We start from the raw sequence: 18,533 nt of genomic DNA on the forward strand, positions 1-18,533 counted from the left end.
GCAAACGAAGCCTCAGGGCTTCCAGCCGGCCAGCACTTTGGCTGGTGTGTATTCTGCGGCCTCCGCGTCGCTCAACTGGCGACGCTTGCCCGAGGTGTGCGCACCCGGTCCGCTGCTCTTGTATTCGAAGAAGCGCGAGTCCTCTGGCTGGAACCAGACGCGGTCGGGACCGCTCTTTTGCGTGCCGGCCATGGCGGCCCAGCCGTCGCTGGTGATGTGGTCGTCCATGAAGCATTCGATGAATACCGAGCTGCCGATGGCGTCCGGGTCGGCGTAGCGACCGTCCGGGAAGGTCTTGGTCGGGTGCCAGGGGCGGCCGAGCGGGGTCGAGCCGGCTGGCAGCTTGTCGTTTTCCTTGACCAGCTTGCAGCGCAGGAACACGAGGCCGTACTTGTTGCTGATCTGCGTGCTGGGTGCCGTCACATAACCCACCGGATTGACGCCGGGTTTGGTGCGCGGGCGGCTGACGATCTGGCAATTCTCGAACAGGGTCTGGCCGGCGCCGAAGATGAAGTCGACGTGGCCGCTGACGTAGCAGTCCTTGAAGTAGCTGCGTCCGACGTTGGTGAACAACGTGTCCTGGTAGCCGGTAATGCGCACCTTATGGAAGAAAGCCCTGTCCGCACCGGTGTCCGTCATCACCGCCACGGCTTGGGGAGCGTTGGTGAACAAGGGGTCCTTCGAGTCACGCGTGTCGTTCGAGGGGTAATCGTAGGCGTTCTCGATGGTGAGGTTTTCTGCCTTGAAGCCCTCTGCCTGCACGATCAGGGTGCCGCAGGCGAAGGTGCCCCAGGTGCTGCCATCCGGTTTCTTGAGGCCTGAGTAGGCATCAAACGTCAGCACGGTCTTGAGCTGATCGCTGCCGATGAGGTGGATATTGGGTTTGGTGATCGTGATTTTTTCGTAGTAGCGACCGGGCTTGATGCTGATGATCCAGGGTTTGGGGGATTTTTCCGGCGCGGCGTTGAGCGCAGCCTGGATGGTGGGAAATGCACCCTCAGTTTTGCCGGAGCCATCGACGAAAGCGTCAGCGCTGGAGAACAGGGAGAGCATCGCGCAGCCCTCAAGCATGCCGGCCAGAGGCAAGGCTCCAGCGATGGCCAGGTAGGTGCGACGTTGTGGATTCATGGTGTCTCCTTTTTGCTGTCCGTAAGGCAAGGCAGCTGGCTGGTTGAGTATGAATGGCAATGAGGTGCGGAACGAAGGCGGAAAACTCGGCGACTGCAAATTCGATCATTGTCTCGGTGCGTCTTGAGGCTCGGGTGATGCAGGGGGCGAAGGTTCGGCTCTTTCCGGCATGTGTTGCAGCAACCAATCGCAGGTGCTGCGCGCGGCATGATCAAGTGTGCCGGGTTCGATGAAGCTGGCGCTGGCTTCGGGGATTTCGATCCAGCGGCGCGGTTCGGGAATCAGGGCCCAGGCCTGTTCGTTGGGCGTACGCAGATCCGGTTCGTTGCCCGGCAGCTGCAGCAGCACGGGCAAGCGCAGGCGGCGCAAGGGGTCGGCGCCAGCGAGGTCGGGGCGGCCGGCGCGCAGGCACAGTACGGCGACGCAGTCAGGGTCTCGTGACAGCAAACGCACGGCTGCGCCGGCTGCAGTGCCCGCTGCGATGAGGCCCAGCGGCAGACCGGTCAGCTGCGGTTGTTGGCGGATCCAGCCGAGCAGCGAGACCAGGCGGTTGGTGAGCAGGGACGCGTCGTAGCGCACATCAGGGTCGCGCGTTTCCTCATAAGGCGTCAGCAGGCTCACCAGCAAAGTGCCGAAGCCGGCATCGCGCAGTTGCGCCGCAGCAAAATTTTCGCGCGAGTCGGCCAGGTGATGCAGGAAGGGCGAGGCATGGATGATGAGGCCGCGCACGTCTGGCGCGTGCGACAGCAAGGCATCCAGCCAGACCCGTTCGGCCTGGATGCGGAGACTGGTGTGACGGAGCGCGAAAGCCATGCGTGCAGGGATTCCCCACGGGAGCGATTCGGGCGAAGCATAGCGCACTGGCACCGATCACAGGCGGGGGTTTTGACAGCGTAAAATCCCGCTTATGTCTTCATCCGCTTCGTTCCACGGCAATTCTTCGCTCGCTGCTCTGTCCGCCTTCGTGGCGCTGGTGCCTGCTGCCGGCAGTGGCAGCCGCATGGGCGGCACGACGCCCAAGCAGTACCTCGATCTCCTCGGCAAACCCGTCATCTGGCACACCTTGCGGGCGCTGGCCGCTGTCTCGCGACTGCAAGCGATCCATGTCGTGCTGTCTGCCGAGGACGAGTGGTGGGCGTCTTATGACTGGTCGCTTTTCGACGGACGTCTTGTCGTGCATCGTTGCGGCGGAGCGACGCGTGCCGAGAGCGTTGCCAATGCGCTTCCGCATCTTGGCGCTGCCGGGACCGACTGGATCCTTGTGCATGATGCGGCGCGTGCCTGTTTGCGCGGCGAACAGGTCGACACGCTGATTGACGCGTTGCGAGACGATGAGGTCGGTGGTTTGCTGGCGGCACCCGTTGCAGACACCATGAAGCGGGCGCAGGCTGACGGTCGGGTCTGTGAAACCGTGCCGCGCGATGGATTGTGGCAGGCGCAGACGCCGCAGATGTTCCGCCTCGAATTGTTGCAGCGGGCACTGGCTGCGCACTCTGCCGTAACCGACGAGGCGGGCGCGGTCGAGGCGCTGGGGCTGTTACCCAGACTGGTGGCGGCAGATGCCACCAACTTCAAGATCACTTATCCGCAAGACCTCGCGCTGGCTGCGCAGATCCTGCGCGCGAGGGAGGCTTTTCCGGCATGAAACCGTTTCCGTTCCGCATCGGGCAGGGCTTTGATGTGCATGCGCTGGTTGAAGGGCGCAAGCTCATCCTTGGCGGCGTCGAGATTCCGCACAGCAAGGGTTTGCTTGGCCATTCCGACGCCGATGCACTACTGCACGCCATCACCGACGCCATGCTGGGGGCGGCGGGCCTGGGCGATATCGGTCGTCATTTTCCCGATACCGATCCGGCATTCAAGGGCGCAGATAGCCGGGTCTTGCTTCGCGAGGCTCATGCGCGTGTGCGGGCGGCTGGCTGGCAGGTGGTAAACGTGGATGCCACCATCATCGCGCAGGCGCCGAAGATTTCGCCGCATGCGGATCAGATGGTTGCCAACATAGCGGCCGACCTGGACGTCGAGGCCGGTTGCGTCAACATCAAGGGCAAGACCAACGAGAGGCTGGGGCATCTGGGGCGCGGTGAAGGTATAGCTACCCAGGCCGTGGTCTTGATCGCAAGGTGCGATCTGCCTGCCCATTGAGGCTGGCGAAAGAATTGGCAACGCAATTTTGGTAGTCTCCGGCCGCGACCAATTTCCGGTCGGGTTATGACAAGGAGCCACAATGCGTTTTGCCTATGCCGTTTCCGCAGCAGCCATTCTGTTTGCCAGCGCATCAGCGCAGGCGGATCCCTTCAAAGGGGGGTATGTCGGAGGTGCTGTCGGGCGGGTGACGTCGAACGTTGTCAGCAAGGCTTACAGTAGCTATACGGCTGACTCGCTCGAGCGCAAAGACAAGCGGAAGACGGGCTACAAGGTCTATGGTGGCTACAGTTTTGGATACGTTGGTGTCGAAGGCGGGTACTACGATCTCGGGACGTATCGCTACTCGGGTTATTTTTCCGGCTCATATTCGTCGGACAAATTTGCGAGCAAAGCCGTCGGCCTCTTTCTGACGGGAAACCATGCGCTTTCCGAGAGCTTCGGCTTGCATGGCAAGCTTGGTGCAGCGCGCGTCACGACGCGCTATACCTGCAGCAATTTGTGTACGAACTTTCCCGATAACAGCGAAAGCTCGATCAAGCCAGCCCTTGGCATTGGCGTGAGCTGGCAGCCGGTCAAGCACTTTGCCGTCAAGCTGGACTTCGAGACCATCCGTGGCGCGCGTTACCAGTATGGCCCTGCGAGCCTGAAGGCCAACTACGACATGTTGTCGCTGGGGGCAGAAGTCCGTATCTGATGTGTGGCGGGGCAGCGCTGTCGGCGCTGTCCCGCTCTGGCAGCGTTTTAGCGATGCGCTATACGCACAAGCAGTGCTCAAGGTGCTGGCACAGGACGTCACCGCCCGAGCGCGTGTAGTCCTTGTCCAGACGTTCGCTCACCATTTGCGCCGTCGGCCCGTCCAGTTCGGCGTTGATGAGGCCCATGAAAGCCGGTGGCGCCACGATGATGGCGCGACCGAAGCGTCCTCGACTTCGACCTCGATGCAGGTCGTCTGCCAATCGGTGCGCAAAGTCCCTGGCGCCATGGGGCCGCGGTTCGCCACGCTTGGCCAGGCGACCACCCTGGGGACGATTCGTCAGCGTCTCGGGGGCCATGCATTCCTGAACCAGTTCAAGGCCTTTGTTGGGGCCGTGGTTGGCGAACAGGCGGGCGTGACGGGAGTTGGCGACAAGAATCCAGGTGGTGGTCATGAGGGCCTCCGGGTGATGGGCTGTAGCGGGATCGCTGCGCCTTTTGCGACGCGGCGACTTTCAGCTTAGGAGCTGCTTTCGGGAGGCGCCAGAGGATTTGTCATGAGCTTGTAACGTGGCTCCAACTGGCTGGATTTTGCTTGTAAAAGTCGCAAAGATGCCGGTAAATTTCTGGGTAGGCATTTTTGAGATCTTGTGCCGATGTGAAGAAAACTTCGCCGCAGACGGCGAAGAACTCGGCCGGGTTTTCGGCCGCATAGGGGTCGATCAAGGTCGCTTCTTCCGCATCGACGCGCTGGCAGAAATCGGCGTAGGCCGCATCGAAATCGCGCAACCATTCTTCCTGTGACATACCGGCATGCAGTGGGGGCATGCCGTCGGCCCCGCCCGAGAGCTGATCGAGCTTGTGGGCGAATTCGTGGATCACGACATGTGCGCCGTCGTAGTCGGCCGGGTCATCGAACCAGCTGAGCACGACGGGGCCACCGTCCCAGGCCTCGCCCAGCGCATCCTCTTCGTATTCGTGCTGGACGCCGTCATCGTCGACGACCTGTCGCGGGATCACGAACTCACCCGGATAGACGATGATTCCCCGCCAGCCCTCATACGCCTGCAAGCCCAGCTTGAGCACGGGCAGGCAGGCCTGAATGGCGATGGTGAGTCGGGCCAGATTGTCCGGTTCGTAGCCGTGCGCGCCGGAGAAGACCTTACGGGCAAGGAAGTCCTCGGTCATGGCGCGCAGGGCGGAGGCGTCGTCAGTCGGCATGCCCGCCAGAAAGGGCAGGCGTTGCCAGGCAGCCTGCCAAAGCTCCTCGGGTATGGCTGGTTTGCTGGGCTGCAGCATGCCGACTGCGGCGGCTAGCCAGCGGGTAAGCGCTTTCATGTATGCGTCTCTTCTCTCTCCCGGGGCGGTGCCGCGGTGAGCCTGTGGGATAATTTCGCCATGGTTTCCGTCCAGCATTCGGTCGCCAACACCAGTGGCGACGCATCACTTCCCGACCTTCTCGCCGAGGGCCTGGGCCCCACCGAGCGCGCGCAGATTGCGCAAGCTGTCGATTGGGCCCAGTCGGTCTACACCGGGCACGTGCTCGGCAGTGGCGAAGGGGTCTGGCAGCACGCCCTGGGCATGGCCCTCATCGCCGTGTCCCTGCGGCTGGACGTCGACGCGCGTCTGGCCGCATTGCTGTTCGCCGTGGGTGAGGGTGGACAGCATGATATCGAACAGATCGAAGCGCGTTTCGGTGCCCCTGTTGCGCGGCTGGTCGAGGGGCTGTCCAAGCTCAACCGCCTGCGCATGCTGTCGCGCCCGGCGCCCAATGCGACAGCGGCCGATCTGCAAGTGCAGACCGAGACCCTGCGCAAGATGGTGCTGGCGATGGCGGAAGACCTGCGCGTCATCCTGCTGCGCCTTGCGTCGCGTGTGCAGACCCTGCGCTTCTTCACCGAGAACCGCGAGCAGGTGCGCGAGGACATCGCGCGCGAAAGCATCGATCTGTTCGCGCCGCTGGCTAACCGGCTTGGTGTCTGGCAACTCAAGTGGGAGCTGGAAGACCTGTCGTTCCGCTTCCTTGAGCCCGACACCTACAAGCGCGTCGCCAAGATGCTCGACGAGCGTCGCGTCGAGCGCGAAGCCTTCATTGCGGATGCCATCGAACGCCTGCGCAGCGCGCTGGAAGCGGAAGGCATCAAGGCCGAAATCTATGGTCGGCCAAAACACATCTTCAGCATCTACAACAAGATGCGCGCCAAGCACCTGGACTTCGAGCAGGTCTATGACGTGCGGGCGCTGCGTGTGCTGGTTGACGACATCAGCGACTGCTACGGCGTGCTGAGCCATGTGCATTCGCTGTGGACACCGATTGCCAACGAGTTCGACGATTACATCCGCAAGCCCAAGGGCAACAACTACCAGTCCCTGCACACCGCCGTGCGCGCGGCGGATGGTCGTGCGCTGGAAGTGCAGATCCGCACCCATGACATGCACAAGCATGCCGAGCTGGGCGTGGCGGCACACTGGCGCTACAAGGAAGGTGCGACCAAGGCCGACGGCGATTACGACGAGAAGATCGCGCTGCTGAGACAGCTGCTGTCGTGGCGTGATGAAGTCACGGACGTCGCGGAGTGGGAAGAGCACACCCGGCGTGCTGCGCTGGACGACACCATCTACGTGGTGACGCCTCAGGGGCGTGTGCTGGACCTCGCCGCTGGCGCCACACCCATCGACTTCGCCTACCGCCTGCACACCGATCTGGGCCACCGCTGCCGTGGTGCCAAGGTCGATGGCGTAATGGTGCCGCTCGATACCCCGCTCTCCAACGGACAAGTCGTCGAGATCATCACGACCAAGATCGGCGGCCCGTCACGCGACTGGCTCAACCCGCAGCTCGGCTATCTCGTCACCTCTAATGCACGTGCCAAGGTGCGGCGCTGGTTTGTGCAGCAGGAAGAAGAGGAGACTGCTTCGCAAGGGCGTGCCATTGTCATGCGCGAGCTGCAGCGTGCAGGGCAGACGCAGGCCAATCTCGACGAGCTGGCGGGCAAGCTCAACTTCAAGGAGACGCAGAACTTCTTCATTGCCGTGGGGCGTGGAGACGTCAGTGCGCGCCAGATCCATAACGCCTTGCAGGTAGAAACCACGCCCGCCGAGCAGCCAGACCTGGTGATCGGTGAGCGTCGCGCGGCCGAGTCGGCAGACGGCATCCTCATCGTCGGCGTGGGGCAGTTGCTGACGCAGCTTGCCCGGTGCTGCAAGCCGGTACCGCCCGATCCCATCAAAGGCTTCGTGACGCGTGGTCGGGGCGTGTCGATCCACCGTGCCGATTGCCGCAGCTATCTCAACATCGCGCACCGTCATCCTGAACGCATCGTGCCGGCCGACTGGGGCGGCATCAAGTTGCCCGCGCCGGGCACGCGCAGCGAGGTCTATCCCGTCGACATCGCCATTGAGGCCAATGACCGCTCCGGTCTGCTGCGTGATATTTCCGATGTGTTCTCGCGCGACAAATTCAACGTGATTGGTGTGAATACCGTCTCCCGCGGGCCTCGCGCCTATATGCGGTTTACGGTAGAAGTCGCCAGTGTTGAGCTGGTGCAGCGCATCCTGCAGCAGGTCTCTGAAGTGGAAGGGGTCGTGTCGGCACGGCGTTGCTGATGCGCAGTCTGTCTGGCGGAATCGTCGGTGCAGGGAGCGACCTTTCCGTTCCGCCATCCTTCCCGGACCACCGCGCATGGCAGGCACCTGCCGATCCCGTGATGAAGTCAGCCTGCCGTTTCCGCCAGCCATGGTGTGGCGTGCGTTGACCGAGTTGCCCGCCTACCCGGTGTGGTGGCCCATGCACGTGCAAATCCGCGTGTTGAACCTGTTACCCGAACTGCTTGGCAGCCAGGTTGAGTTTCGTCCGCGTGGCGGCCTGCGCTTCGTCTGCGAGATTGCGGAAGCCGAACCACACAGCACATTGCGCATGAACTACGTGTGTGGTCTGTTCGCCGGGCGCGGTATCTGGACACTTGAGCCGTTGGAAGACGGGGCGACCCGGCTGGCCTACGACGTTGATATCCACGTGCGTGGCCGTGCGCTGGCAATGCTGGCCAGCCTCGTGGATCTCAAGGCCCACCACGTGCGTCTGATGCGCCACATTTTTCAGGGGCTGCAGGAGCATCTTGCCCGCCAGCCCTGGCCGAGTCTGGACGGTACGGGCCGCAGCGCCTTCATGCGTCTGATTTCGAACTGAGCACCACGTCGCGGCGGCAGCCCTGCATAACGCAATTCCCGCACGCGTCACAATTTTCTGTCTTGACAGAAATTAGTGACGCGCCTAGGCTTCAAGCCATGGAACTCTCGAACAACGCACAAACCTTTATCCTGCACTGGGGCGAGATGGGCAGCCGCTGGGGCGTCAATCGCACGGTCGCGCAGATCCACGCCTTGCTGTTCGCCGTTGCACGTCCGATGCATGCCGAGGAAATTGCCGAAACCCTCAACGTCGCGCGCTCCAATGTGAGCAACAGCATCAAGGAGCTGCAGAGCTGGCAGCTCGTAAAACTGACCCATGTGCTGGGTGACCGGCGAGATCATTTCGAGACTTCGGGCGACGTCTGGGAGCTGTTCCGCATCATCGTCAAGGGCCGCAAGCAGCGCGAAATCGACCCGACGATTGCGGTGCTGCGGGAACTGCGCGCCGCGCCCGACTTCGGGAAGGAGCCCGAGGTCTTCAAGCATCGCCTGGGCGACACACTTGAGTTCCTGGAGGTGCTGACCATCTGGAGCGACGAAATGATGCGTCTTTCGCCAGAAACCCTCGTCAAGATCCTGCGTCTGGGCGCGGGCGTGCAGAAGTTCGTGCGTGGCGGCAAGGGCGATGACAAGAGCGGTGATTCGAGCTGATATTTTTTTGGGCATTAATTTCTGTTTTGACAGAAACAAAAGAAATTAATTGGTAATGCGGCGCAGCCGGGAGGCAGACCATGCGGGTACTGATCGTGGGAAGTGGCGGGATGGTGGGCTCGGCCCTGGCCGAGGCGCTGGAGTGGTGTGGCATTGAAGTCGGGCGGGCGGCCCGGCGCGGCCTGGCAGACCTGCGTCTTGATCTGAAGGCGTTGCCGCCGCACGCGGAGCTGGTTGCAAAGCTGCGCGGCTGGGATCTGGTCGTGAATGCTTGCGGCCTGGGGCCCGTGCATACCGAGGCCGATCATGAAGCCGTTCACTATCTTGGCGCGTGCCGCCTGTTCGACGCCTGTGTCACGGCGGGTGTGCGGCGTGTGCTGCAAGTCTCTGCGCTGGGCGATGCGACGACGGGCAGTTTCATCGCCAGCAAGCATGCAGCCGACGACTACCTGCTGCGCCTGCCGCTGGAGGCGCGCGTCGTGAGGCCTTCGCTGCTCTTCTCGCAGCGCGGTGAGAGCAGCCGCTTGCTGATTGCGCTCGCACAGCTACCGTTTGCATTGTTGCCCGGTGGCGGGCGTGGTCTGGTGCAGCCCGTGCATCTCGATGACCTTGTGCAGTTGCTGGTCTTCCTTGTGCGGGCACCGCAAGTCCCGTCTGGCATCTACGAGCTGGGCGGCCCACAGGCACTGAGCATGGCGGACTACGTGCGCGTGCTGGGGCAGCGCATCACGGGCCGCGCACCGCGTCTCGCTGGCTTGCCTGCTGCGCTCGCCGGCGTGACGGCTGTGCTGTTGCAGTGGTGGGGCTCCTCGCTCGGCGGCACGCAAACCCAGCGCGTGATGCAGGCGGGCAGCACGACGGATCGTGATGCGTTCAGTGCCGCGTTCGGTCGGCCGCCGCGGCCACCGCTACAGTTCCTGACGGCACAGGAAGCCCGGCGTTGCCGGCAGGATTTCCTGCGCCAGCTCAGCCTGGGGCTTGGGCGCGTCGCGCTGGCGAGCGTGTGTCTCGCTTCAGCTGCCTTGCCGCTGCTGTGGCCGCAGCAGGTTGCACCTTTTGCGCATCTGCAGGCCGTGGGCCTCGTTGGCGAGCCCGCGCAGTGGGCCTACTACGCGATGCTGCTCGTTGACGTGGTGGCCGCAGGTCTGGCGCTGTTCGCACGCAGTCGCTTCGCCTGGTCCGTGCTGGGGTTGATCGTCGCAGGCTACACCTTGGGACTGGGCCTGCTGTCTCCCGCGCTGTGGTTCGACCCCTTCGGCCCCTTGCTCAAGAACCTGCCCATGCTGGCCTGGATCGCCGCGCTGGCCCTGTGGTCGCGCGCTGAAGGAGAGCCCGCATGAACAGCTATCTCTGTATCAAGTACCTGCACGTCATTTCGTCCGTGGTGCTCATCGGCACCGGCTTCGGCAGCGCCTTCTACCTGTTCTGCGCCAACCGCTTCGGCGATACGGCCGCCAAGCTTTTCGTCGGACGCTTCGTGGTGCTGGCCGACTGGATATTCACTACGCCAGCCGTGATCGTGCAGCCCCTCAGCGGCCTGTGGCTCATGCGCGCAGTGGGCTGGGAACTGAGCACACCATGGATTGCGGCGGGACTCGCGCTCTACATGTTCGTGGGCCTGTGCTGGTTGCCCGTGGTGGTACTGCAGATCCGCATGCACCAGCTTGCCCGCAAGGCCCATGCCTCCGCTGAACCGCTGCCGCCAGCGTACCGGCGCATGGCGCTGTGGTGGGAGGGCCTCGGCTACTGCGGCTTCGGCGGCGCGATGCTGATTTTCTGGGTGATGGTGACCAAGCCCACCGGTTTCTGAATGTGGCCGCAGTACTTTCGTGACCCTTTGCTCGGGGAGATAACCATGAACCATGCAGCGCAGTGTGATGTCCTGATTGTCGGTGCCGGCTTGGCCGGTCTCGCTACGGCCCTGCGCTTGCAGGCTGCTGGTTTGCGTACCGAGGTGCTGGAAGCGCACAGCAGGCCTGGTGGTTGTGCGGGCTACTACATGCGGGCGGGTTTCAGTTTTGATGTGGGCGCCACCACCCTGGTGGATTTTGAGTCTGGTGGCGTAGGGGGTGATTTTCTCGATGAGATAGGTTTGCCGCCACTGGAAGGAGATTTTCTGCCCGGCTATCGCGCCTGGTTGCCTGATCGTTGCGTGACTGTGTATCGCGGTGCGGCCGACTGGGCGAACGAGCGCCTGCTGCAACTGGGTGACGACGCTGCGCATCGCCGCTTCTGGGCGCTCGTCGACAGTCTGTCCGAAGCTTTCTGGCCGGCCAGTCGCGCTGGCGTAAAGCTGCCCATGCGCAGCATCGCAGACTTGCTGAACAATGCACGAGCCTTGCCCCTGCGCCATGCACCGCTGGCGCGCTACATGCGCTGGAGCATGGGCGATGCGTTGCGGCATTTCGGTATCGAGCGCAGTCAGGCGCTGCGCGGAATGCTGTCGATGATGGTGGAAGACACCGTGCACGCGCAGCTCGATACGGCACCACTCATCAACGCTGCCTTGGGCATCAACATTCGTGGCGCAGGGCTGGCCCGGGCGCGTGGCGGCATGCATGGTTTCATGCGCAGCCTGGCGGCGCGCTATGTGGCGCTGGGTGGGCGCCTGCGGTTCCGGCATGGCGTGTCGGAGGTCCGGCGTGAAGGTGCGGCGTATTGTGTGACTGCCAACGGCCGTAGCTTCCACACCGCGCAGGTAGTGCTGGCTGTGCCCGCGCAGCTCGCAGCCCGCCTGGCGCCGTCACTGTTATCGAGGCCGTTGCGCCCCTATCTCGAACGCGATGCGCAGGCGCAGGGCGGTGGGCTGGTGATGTTTCTTGGTGTGCCCGAGGCTGAAGTGGCCGGGCAGGACTACACCCACCACCAGCTGTTGCAGGACTACGCGCGGCCACTTGGCATGGGCAACAACATGTTCATCTCGGTGTCAGCGCCGGGCGATCTGCTGAGTGCGCCGGCAGGGCACCGCAGCGTCATGGTCTCCACGCATTGCGAGCTGGCGGACTGGGAGGGGCTGGATGCCGCCACGCATGCATGCCGCAAGCAGGAAGCCGCTGAGCTTCTGCTGACCTACGCACGGCGTGTCTATCCGCAGCTCGGGCGAGCTGCGTGCGTGAAGGAGTTCGGCACACCAAAGACCTATGCCGCATTCACACAGCGGCCGCGCGGCGCGGTTGGCGGCGCACGTCTCACGCTCGCCAACAGTAACCAGAGTGCCATTCCCTATGACTTGGGGCCAAAGGGCTTGTGGATGGTCGGTGATACGACCTGGCCGGGCCTCGGCACGGTGGCCTGTGTGCTGGCCAGTCGCCACGTCGCGCGAGGCGCCAGGGCCTTGCATGCCAGCGCCCGCCGGATCAATCCAGTGGAGCGTTTGCTGGCGGGCTCGTGCAGATCTGCGCGTCTGCCTTACCCGGGTCTTTGAAGCTTTGCGTTTTTTACGAGGAGATTGTCATGAGTACTACCCTCTACCCACTCACTGTCTATTACGACCGTGCCTGTCCGCTGTGCCGCCGCGAGATGCATGCCCTGAAAGCGCGTGACCGGCTTGATCGGCTCCATCTCGTGGATATCAGCGCTGCCGATTTTGATGCAGGTACCAGCGGGTTCGACGCGGCCTCGCTGGATGCAACGCTGCATGCCCGTGGTGCAGACGGTACGGTGCTGCGTGGCCTCGATGCGATACAGGCTTCTTACGAGGCAGTGGGCCTGGGCATGCTCTATCGCTGGACGCGTGCGCCGCTGGTGAGGCCGCTCATGGACCGCGCGTACCGGGTCTTTGCGGCACACCGCAATACCTTGTCGCCGTTTGTGGCCCCTCTGGTCGCGCCGCTGATTGATCTCGCCATGCCGCGTGCGGAGAGTGGCCGGGCATGTACGGCTGACAGCTGTGATCTGCACGACACGGCGAGCAAGAAAGGGCGCCACTGAGGCCAGAGTCGACGAAGTTTTGTTCAACAGAGCGCCATAAAAAACGGGCCGCAATGCGGCCCGTTTCATTTCCTGCTGTACGTGCGGGATCAGCCCAAACGACTCAGCTGCTCGCGCAGCTTCTCCAGCGTGGCCCTGAACTCAGTCAGGCGCTTGCGTTCGGTCTCGACCACGGCGGCCGGGGCGCGTGCGACGAAACCTTCGTTGGCGAGCTTGGTGTCGAGCTTGGTCACTTCGCCTTCGATGCGTTCGATCTCCTTGCCAACGCGCGCTTTCTCGGCCGCAACGTCGATCTCGATCTTGAGCATGGCGCGGAACTCACCGACTACCTGTACGGGGGCGGGCGATTGCGGCAGTTCGGCGCCGACTGCGCTGACCTCGCTGAGCTTGCCGACGCTGGCGATGTAGGGGCCGTATTGCGTAACGGTCGCCAGATCGCCGGCGATCAGCGCCGGGACGCGCTTGGCGTCGGAGATCTTCATCTCGCTGCGCAGGCTGCGGGTGGCATTGATCAGATCCTTGAGCTGTGCGACTTTAGCCTCGGAGGTCTCGTCGATGCGGCTCGGTTCGCTGGTGGGGTAGGGCGCGGTGCCGATGAAGTCGGTGTTCTTGCGGCCTGCCACGACGGAGACCGTTTGCCACAGCTCTTCGGTGATGAAGGGGATGAGCGGGTGGGCCAGACGCAGGATGGTTTCGAGTGCGCGTACCAGCGTGCGACGCGTGCCGCGCTGCTGGGCTTCGTTGCCGTTCTGCAGCTGAACCTTGGTGAGTTCCAGGTACCAGTCGCAGTACTCGTTCCACACCAGCTCGTAGATCGCGCGTGCAGCCAAGTCGAGGCGGTACTCGGCAAAGTGCTGCGCAATCTCGGCTTCGACGCGCTGCAGGTGGCTGGTCATCCAGCGGTCGACGAAGGAGAACTCCAGGTACTGGCCGTCACAGGCATTGACCTGATGATTGTCGAGGCCGCAGTCCTTGCCCTCGCAGTTCATCAGCACGAAGCGGGTGGCGTTCCACAGCTTGTTGCAGAAGTTGCGATAGCCCTCGCAGCGGTGCATGTCGAACTTGATGTCGCGGCCGGGCGAGGCGAGCGAAGCGAAGGTGAAGCGCAGCGCGTCGGTGCCAAAGCCGGGAATGCCTTCCGGGTATTCCTTCTTGGTCTTCTTGGCGATGCTCTCGGCCTGCTTCGGATTCATGAGGCCGGTGGTGCGTTTGGCGATCAGGTCGTCGAGGCCGATGCCGTCGATGAGGTCGATCGGGTCGAGCACGTTGCCCTTGGACTTGCTCATCTTCTGGCCTTCCGCATCGCGGATCAGGCCGTGCACGTACACATGCTTGAACGGAATCTTGCCGGTGATGTGTTTGGTCATCATGATCATCCGGGCGACCCAGAAGAAGATGATGTCGAAGCCGGTGACCAGCACGGACGAGGGCAGGTAGAGGTCCATTGCGGTGTTGGACTTTTCGGGCCACTCTGGCGTCCAGTCCAGCGTGCTGAACGGCCACAGCGCGGACGAGTACCAGGTGTCCAGCACGTCGTTGTCGCGTGTCAGGGCGCCGGTGTAGCCATCCTTCGCGGCGAGCTGCTTGGCTTCGTCCTCGCTGTGCGCGACCCAGCACTGGCCGTCGGTGCCGTACCACGCCGGAATCTGGTGACCCCACCACAGCTGGCGCGAGATGCACCAGTCCTGCAGGTTGCGCATCCACGAGTAATAGGTATTGACCCAGTTCTCGGGCACGAACTTCACTTCGCCGGACTCGACGACATCGAGCGCTTTCTGGCCGATGCTCTTGCCGTCGGCGCCGGGCTTGTTGACGGCGACGAACCACTGGTCGGTGAGCATGGGCTCGATGACCACATTGGTGCGGTCGCCACGCGGCACCTGCAGCTTGTGCGGCTTGATTTCGCCAAGCAGGCCCAGGGCCTCGAAGTCGGCAACCACCTGCTTGCGCGCATCGAAGCGGTCGAGACCGCGATACTTTGCGGGCGCGTTGTCGTTGATCTTCGCGTCGAGCGAAAGGATGGAGATCATCGGCAGGCCGTGGCGCTGGCCGACGGCGTAGTCGTTGAAGTCGTGCGCGGGCGTGACCTTGACGCAGCCGGTGCCGAATTCCTTGTCGACATAAGCGTCCGCGATGATGGGGATCTCGCGGTCGCACAGCGGCAGCGCAATCATCTTGCCGATCAGATGCGCGTAGCGCTCGTCTTCCGGGTGCACCATCACGGCTGTGTCGCCGAGCATGGTTTCGGGACGCGTCGTCGCAACCGTCAGGTGGCCCGAGCCGTCTGCGAGCGGGTAGTTAAGGTGCCACAGCTTGCCGTCTTCTTCCTCACTCACCACTTCGAGATCGGACACAGCGGTGCCCAGCACCGGGTCCCAGTTCACGAGGCGCTTGCCGCGATAGATCAGGCCCTCGTTGTAGAGGCGCACGAAGGTTTCGGTGACGATCTTCGAGAGGCCGGCGTCCATCGTAAAGCGCTCGCGCGACCAGTCGGGCGAGGTGCCCAGTCGCCGCATCTGGCGGGTGATGGTGGAGCCGGAGTATTCCTTCCACTCCCAGACCTTCTCGATGAATTTCTCGCGGCCGAGGTCGTGGCGGCTCACCCCTTGGGCGTCAAGCTGGCGTTCGACGACGATCTGCGTGGCGATGCCGGCGTGATCGGTACCCGGCTGCCACAGGGTGTTACGGCCGAGCATCCGGTAGTAGCGCGTCAGCGCATCCATGATGGTCTGGTTGAAACCATGACCCATGTGCAGCGTGCCGGTGACGTTGGGTGGCGGCAGCAGGATGCAGAAGGATTCGTCAGCCGGCTTGCTGGTGTCGAGGCCGGCGCCGAAGTAACCGGATTTTTCCCATTGCGGGTACCAGCGCGACTCGATGTCGGCGGGTTCAAAGCTCTTGGCGAGTTCCATGTGGGGCGTGCCTGTAAGGCGTTCGAATGCTGGAGAGCCGACAATTATACCGGGCAGGCCGGCCGCAAAGCCTCCACCGCGAAGGAGCAAGGGAAATGCAAAGGGCCGCAAAGAACGCGCCAGCGCGTTTTCTTTGCGGCCCCGTCTTGCTTTTCTGCGCCTTCGCGGCGAAGCGCTTTAAAGCTTGGTGTCCAGAAGTGCCGAGAGCTTGTTCGAGATGTCCGGCAGCAGCGTGGCGCGCATGTGCGCAGCGGTGCGGGTCTTGAGGCGCTCGACGAGGCTCTCGATCTCTCCCGAGATGATCTGCGGCAGTTCCTTGGCCAGCCAGGCATCGACGGACTGTGCGATGTAGGCGTCGAGCTCGATGAGCTGTTCGGAGAATTGCAGGATGACTTGCTGATGGGCGTCGCGCTTGGCGGATTCGACCGCTGTTTGCTGCAGGCTCTGGTTTTCCGAGCGGCCCCGTGCGAGTCCTTCGGCAAAGCCTTGTGACTGGCCGTCGGCGCGGCCTTCGGCCCGCCCCTTTGCCAGCGCGGCTTGCAGGGCGGCCTGATGGGCGACGGCGTTTTCGGCCTTGGTGCGCTCGACGGCCTCGAAAACGACACGGTCCTGATGCTTGAGGATGTCACGCTGGGCGCGGTCCACGGCGTCCTGGATGAGGATGTCGACCTGTTCCTGGCTGAGCCCGATGGCAACCGGCATCCGGCCTTCGCCCTGGGTGATGGCTGGGTGCGGCGCGGTGAGGAAGTCGCTGAGTGAGGGGATGTCCTCCACCACCTCGGTCAGCAGGGGCAGCTCTTCAGCGTCTGAGCTCACACCGTCCGGACGGTTGCGACGGATGAGCGCATCCGCCTTGCCAAGAATGGCGTCGGAGAGTTCTGCCTGATCCGGTACGTGCGGGTTCATGATTTCGCGAGGTCGTGAGCCGTGATGGTGTGGCCTTGCTGCTTGAAGGTCTGCCACCGCTGACGGGCTTGCTGGCGGTCTTCTTCCTGGGTCGAAACGATCTCGACCAGCATGTTGAAGGCGCTGAAATCCGTGGGTGGCGCGTCGTCCAGATTGAGCAATACGTCCTGATGGGCAGGCTTGTCAAGGCTGGTCGCGATGACGACAGGTGTGCGGTCGGCGAGCGGAGAGCTCGCGGCGACATGCGGCACGAACGACAAAGGCTGTACCGACCACAGCAACTGGTCGAAACGACGGGCCGTTTCACCGTCCGGCGCGTACACCAGTACGCGGTGCCCCTGGCGCACCGCCTTGCCGGCGATCGAACACGCCGTCGTGATGCGGTCCGGTGCGTTGAAGTAGAACTTGACCTCGGCCACGGTGGTGTTTGCCTCAGGCCTTGGCGCGGCGGATCAGGAACTGCGTCAGCAGCGGAACCGGACGCCCTGTAGCGCCCTTGTCCGCGCCCGACTTCCACGCCGTGCCGGCGATGTCGAGGTGGGCCCACTTGTAAGCCTTGGTGAAGCGCGACAGGAAGCAGCCAGCCGTGATGGAGCCGGCGGGCGGGCCGCCGATGTTGGCGATGTCGGCGAAGTTGCTCTTGAGCTGGTCCTGGTATTCGTCGAACAGCGGCAGCTGCCAGGCGCGGTCGCCTGCGGCAACCCCGACGTCCAGGAGCTCACGCGCCAGGTCGTCATCGTTAGCCATGAGGCCCGAGGTCTGGTGGCCCAGTGCGGTGATGCAGGCGCCGGTGAGGGTGGCGATGTCGACGACGGCTGCAGGCTTGTAGCGCTCGGCATAGGTCAGCGCATCGCACAGGATCAGGCGGCCTTCGGCGTCGGTGTTGAGAATCTCGATGGTCTGCCCCGACATCGAGCGCACCACGTCACCGGGACGTGTGGCGTTGCCGGCGGGCATGTTCTCGGTGCTGGGGATGAGGCCGATCACGTTGAGGGCGAGGCCCATCTGCGCAATGGCCTTGAAGGTGCCAAGCACTGAGCCGGCACCGCACATGTCGTATTTCATCTCGTCCATGCCCAGGCCGGGCTTGAGCGAGATGCCGCCGGTGTCGAAAGTGATGCCCTTGCCGACCAGCACGATGGGTGCAGCGCCCGGCTTGCCCTTGAGGTATTCCATGACGATGAAGCGCGGCGGTTCGGTCGCACCTTGCGTTACCGACAGGAAGGAGCCCATGTTCAGGCGCTTGATGCCGGCCTTGTCGAACACGGTGACCTTGAATTTGTATTGCTTGCCAAGCTTCTGTGCCGTTTCGGCAAGGTAGGTCGGGGTGCAGACGTTGGCAGGCAGGTTGCCGAGATCACGCGTCAGGGCCATGCCTTCGGCAATCGCGGCGCCTTGCGCCAGCGCGTTGCGGGCGGCGTTGTCGCTGCGGGCGACGAGAATGAAGTCGATCTTGCTGGTACCGACTTTCCTGGGTTCTTTCCTGGCGCTGGGGGCATGGAAGCGGTAGGCGGCGTCCTGCAGCAGCTGTCCTGCTGTGCGCAGCACTGCGGGCAGGTTACCCGTGGCGGGGATCAGGTCGGTGGCGCACAGTGCCGCGTCACCGCAGTCACGTGCGGCAAGCCAGCGGCCGAGGGCGCCAAGCGCTGTGCGCAGGGCCTTGTCGTTGTAGTCGGCTTGTTTGCCCAGGCTCAGCACTACCACGCGCTGGGCTGCGACGCCGGGCAGCAGGGGCAGGCTCAGCAGGCTGCCTGCCTTGTCTTCGAGGTCGCGTTTGACCAATCTGGCAAGCTGACCCTTGCTGGCGGCATCAAGGCTTTCGGCCTGCGCACAAAGCCCTTTGTCGCTGAACGCGGCGACGATCAGGCAGCCGGTTTTGAGTTTCTCGGGGGCTGAGGCTTTTATGCTAAATTCCATGGACTTTTCCGGTCGTGGTTCGGCGGTTGAGGGGCTGCGAAGCAGCGTGCAGTCTCGTCG

At 63.4% G+C, this 18,533-nt stretch carries 18 protein-coding genes; 10 read left to right on the forward strand and 8 right to left on the reverse strand.

Going from position 1 to position 18,533, the window contains the following annotated elements:
- Window positions 1-12: 12 nt before the first annotated feature.
- Both ABEA02_RS07545 and ABEA02_RS07550 read right to left on the reverse strand, forming a co-directional pair.
- The gene (locus tag ABEA02_RS07545; protein ID WP_345532274.1) at window positions 13-1,128 is read right to left on the reverse strand and encodes a pectinesterase family protein; all 1,116 of its coding nucleotides are present in this window, start codon (window positions 1,126-1,128) and stop codon (window positions 13-15) included.
- A gap of 105 nt (window positions 1,129-1,233) precedes the next feature.
- The gene (locus ABEA02_RS07550; protein WP_345532275.1) at window positions 1,234-1,941 is read right to left on the reverse strand and encodes an alpha/beta hydrolase; all 708 of its coding nucleotides are present in this window, start codon (window positions 1,939-1,941) and stop codon (window positions 1,234-1,236) included.
- A gap of 94 nt (window positions 1,942-2,035) precedes the next feature.
- Between ABEA02_RS07550 and ispD the strand changes: the two genes are divergently transcribed.
- From ispD to ABEA02_RS07565, 3 genes are all read left to right on the forward strand, one after another.
- Window positions 2,036-2,773: a 2-C-methyl-D-erythritol 4-phosphate cytidylyltransferase gene (gene ispD, locus ABEA02_RS07555; RefSeq protein ID WP_345532276.1), complete on the forward strand. Its 738-nt coding sequence runs from the start codon at window positions 2,036-2,038 to the stop codon at window positions 2,771-2,773.
- Window positions 2,770-3,273 carry a 2-C-methyl-D-erythritol 2,4-cyclodiphosphate synthase gene (gene ispF, locus ABEA02_RS07560; RefSeq protein ID WP_345532277.1) on the forward strand — a complete coding sequence of 168 codons (504 nt, stop codon included), beginning with the start codon at window positions 2,770-2,772 and terminating at the stop codon, window positions 3,271-3,273. The genes ispD and ispF overlap by 4 nt, the downstream gene beginning before the upstream one ends.
- 82 nt (window positions 3,274-3,355) lie before the next feature.
- Window positions 3,356-3,970, forward strand: coding sequence for an outer membrane beta-barrel protein (locus ABEA02_RS07565; RefSeq protein WP_345532278.1), 615 nt, complete (start codon window positions 3,356-3,358; stop codon window positions 3,968-3,970).
- Window positions 3,971-4,028: 58 nt separating this feature from the next.
- On the opposite strand, the gene ABEA02_RS07570 is transcribed toward ABEA02_RS07565, so the two are convergent.
- Together ABEA02_RS07570 and ABEA02_RS07575 are read right to left on the reverse strand one after the other, a co-directional pair.
- Entirely contained in the window at window positions 4,029-4,424 is a 396-nt protein-coding gene (locus tag ABEA02_RS07570; RefSeq protein ID WP_345532279.1) for a host attachment protein, read from the reverse strand.
- A gap of 100 nt (window positions 4,425-4,524) precedes the next feature.
- Window positions 4,525-5,307, reverse strand: coding sequence for a M90 family metallopeptidase (locus ABEA02_RS07575; RefSeq protein ID WP_345532280.1), 783 nt, complete (start codon window positions 5,305-5,307; stop codon window positions 4,525-4,527).
- Window positions 5,308-5,367: 60 nt separating this feature from the next.
- Between ABEA02_RS07575 and ABEA02_RS07580 the strand changes: the two genes are divergently transcribed.
- The 7 genes from ABEA02_RS07580 (at window position 5,368) to ABEA02_RS07610 (ending at window position 12,738) form a co-directional block, all read left to right on the forward strand.
- Window positions 5,368-7,575 carry a RelA/SpoT family protein gene (locus tag ABEA02_RS07580; RefSeq protein ID WP_345532282.1) on the forward strand — a complete coding sequence of 736 codons (2,208 nt, stop codon included), beginning with the start codon at window positions 5,368-5,370 and terminating at the stop codon, window positions 7,573-7,575.
- A 76-nt stretch (window positions 7,576-7,651) separates the two neighbouring features.
- Entirely contained in the window at window positions 7,652-8,155 is a 504-nt protein-coding gene (locus ABEA02_RS07585) for a type II toxin-antitoxin system RatA family toxin (RefSeq protein ID WP_345532283.1), read from the forward strand.
- 98 nt (window positions 8,156-8,253) lie between these two features.
- Window positions 8,254-8,808 carry a GbsR/MarR family transcriptional regulator gene (locus ABEA02_RS07590; protein ID WP_345532284.1) on the forward strand — a complete coding sequence of 185 codons (555 nt, stop codon included), beginning with the start codon at window positions 8,254-8,256 and terminating at the stop codon, window positions 8,806-8,808.
- 80 nt (window positions 8,809-8,888) lie between these two features.
- Window positions 8,889-10,148 carry an SDR family oxidoreductase gene (locus tag ABEA02_RS07595; RefSeq protein ID WP_345532285.1) on the forward strand — a complete coding sequence of 420 codons (1,260 nt, stop codon included), beginning with the start codon at window positions 8,889-8,891 and terminating at the stop codon, window positions 10,146-10,148.
- Window positions 10,145-10,618, forward strand: coding sequence for a DUF2269 family protein (locus tag ABEA02_RS07600; RefSeq protein ID WP_345532286.1), 474 nt, complete (start codon window positions 10,145-10,147; stop codon window positions 10,616-10,618). Before ABEA02_RS07595 ends, ABEA02_RS07600 begins: the two co-directional genes overlap by 4 nt.
- A 45-nt stretch (window positions 10,619-10,663) precedes the next feature.
- Complete coding sequence (locus ABEA02_RS07605; RefSeq protein ID WP_345532287.1) at window positions 10,664-12,232, forward strand: phytoene desaturase family protein; 1,569 nt, start codon at window positions 10,664-10,666, stop codon at window positions 12,230-12,232.
- 29 nt (window positions 12,233-12,261) lie between these two features.
- A complete protein-coding gene (locus ABEA02_RS07610; RefSeq protein WP_345532288.1) occupies window positions 12,262-12,738 on the forward strand; it encodes a thiol-disulfide oxidoreductase DCC family protein in 477 nt (158 codons plus the stop codon).
- 89 nt (window positions 12,739-12,827) lie between these two features.
- On the opposite strand, the gene ABEA02_RS07615 is transcribed toward ABEA02_RS07610, so the two are convergent.
- The 4 genes from ABEA02_RS07615 to ABEA02_RS07630 all read right to left on the reverse strand — a co-directional run bounded on the left by ABEA02_RS07615 (window position 12,828) and on the right by ABEA02_RS07630 (window position 18,473).
- Entirely contained in the window at window positions 12,828-15,650 is a 2,823-nt protein-coding gene (locus ABEA02_RS07615) for a valine--tRNA ligase (protein WP_345532289.1), read from the reverse strand.
- Window positions 15,651-15,827: 177 nt separating this feature from the next.
- Window positions 15,828-16,556, reverse strand: coding sequence for a FliH/SctL family protein (locus ABEA02_RS07620; RefSeq protein ID WP_345532290.1), 729 nt, complete (start codon window positions 16,554-16,556; stop codon window positions 15,828-15,830).
- The gene (locus tag ABEA02_RS07625) at window positions 16,553-16,975 is read right to left on the reverse strand and encodes a DNA polymerase III subunit chi (protein WP_345532291.1); all 423 of its coding nucleotides are present in this window, start codon (window positions 16,973-16,975) and stop codon (window positions 16,553-16,555) included. Before ABEA02_RS07625 ends, ABEA02_RS07620 begins: the two co-directional genes overlap by 4 nt.
- Before the next feature lie 13 nt (window positions 16,976-16,988).
- Entirely contained in the window at window positions 16,989-18,473 is a 1,485-nt protein-coding gene (locus ABEA02_RS07630; RefSeq protein WP_345532292.1) for a leucyl aminopeptidase, read from the reverse strand.
- Between the last annotated feature and the right edge of the window lie 60 nt (window positions 18,474-18,533).

It is taken from the genome of Viridibacterium curvum, from assembly GCF_039544165.1.
Lineage (GTDB): Bacteria > Pseudomonadota > Gammaproteobacteria > Burkholderiales > Rhodocyclaceae > Viridibacterium > Viridibacterium curvum.